The organism is Paenibacillus sp. P4_A7, from assembly GCF_056402455.1.
In genome coordinates this window covers 1-741 of sequence record NZ_JBFUHJ010000885.1, presented here as the reverse complement: position 1 = coordinate 741, position 741 = coordinate 1, and the positions used below count along the sequence as shown (strand labels likewise).

Here is a 741-nt window from a genome sequence, read left to right as displayed (position 1 = left end):
GCTTTTCACCGAACTATGCGTCTCTCTTCGCGCCTACGTTTCGGCCAAAACGATGATCAAGCTTTCTTATTTACTTACAACGGATACACTTACTGCCGTTCTTCGAACAAACGCATCCTTTTTCACCAAAACCGCGCGTGGAGAGCTTCTTCAGCGCTGTACGCAGGATACGCGGGTCATTCAGCAATTTGGCTTAACGACTCTTCCCCGCTTCGTACAAGAGCTATTGCTTGCAATTATAGCTATAGCCGTTATCTCACAATGGAGTGGAATACTTGCTATCGCCTTGCTTGCATCTTACCTTATTCTTTTTTTACCCGTTCATGTGTATGGTCGAAAGCGCGGCATAGTAAGAAAACAAATGGTAGCCCACGACTCCATCCTTCGTCAAAACCTTCTTGAAAAGCTGGAGACAGTGAAACAAACAAAAATATATGGAACAGAGCAATCCGAGTTCAAGGACGTTAAATCCAAACAAGATAAATGGGCCGATCTCTCCTTTCAAGAAAATATAGTGGAGAGCATCTATCGCATTTTCCCGCGTATTCCAGATTCGTTAGCCCCTGCTCTAGTGTTCCTATTTGCCGGTTGGCAGATGGCAACTGGACAAGCCACTGTTGGTCAAATCGTTACCATAATCGCTTTTATACCTGCTATTAATGCTCCAGTACGCTCTTTTTTCGAGTTATATGTAAGCTTCGCTGATATTAAAGTACGCATTGTTGGAATTATGGCGTACAT

1 protein-coding gene is annotated in these 741 nt (G+C 43.7%); it reads left to right on the top strand.

Going from position 1 to position 741, the window contains the following annotated elements:
* Window positions 1-741, top strand: a 741-nt coding sequence (locus AC1DWN_RS34720; RefSeq protein WP_477563343.1) for an ABC transporter transmembrane domain-containing protein, incomplete at both ends; no start/stop codon positions are given.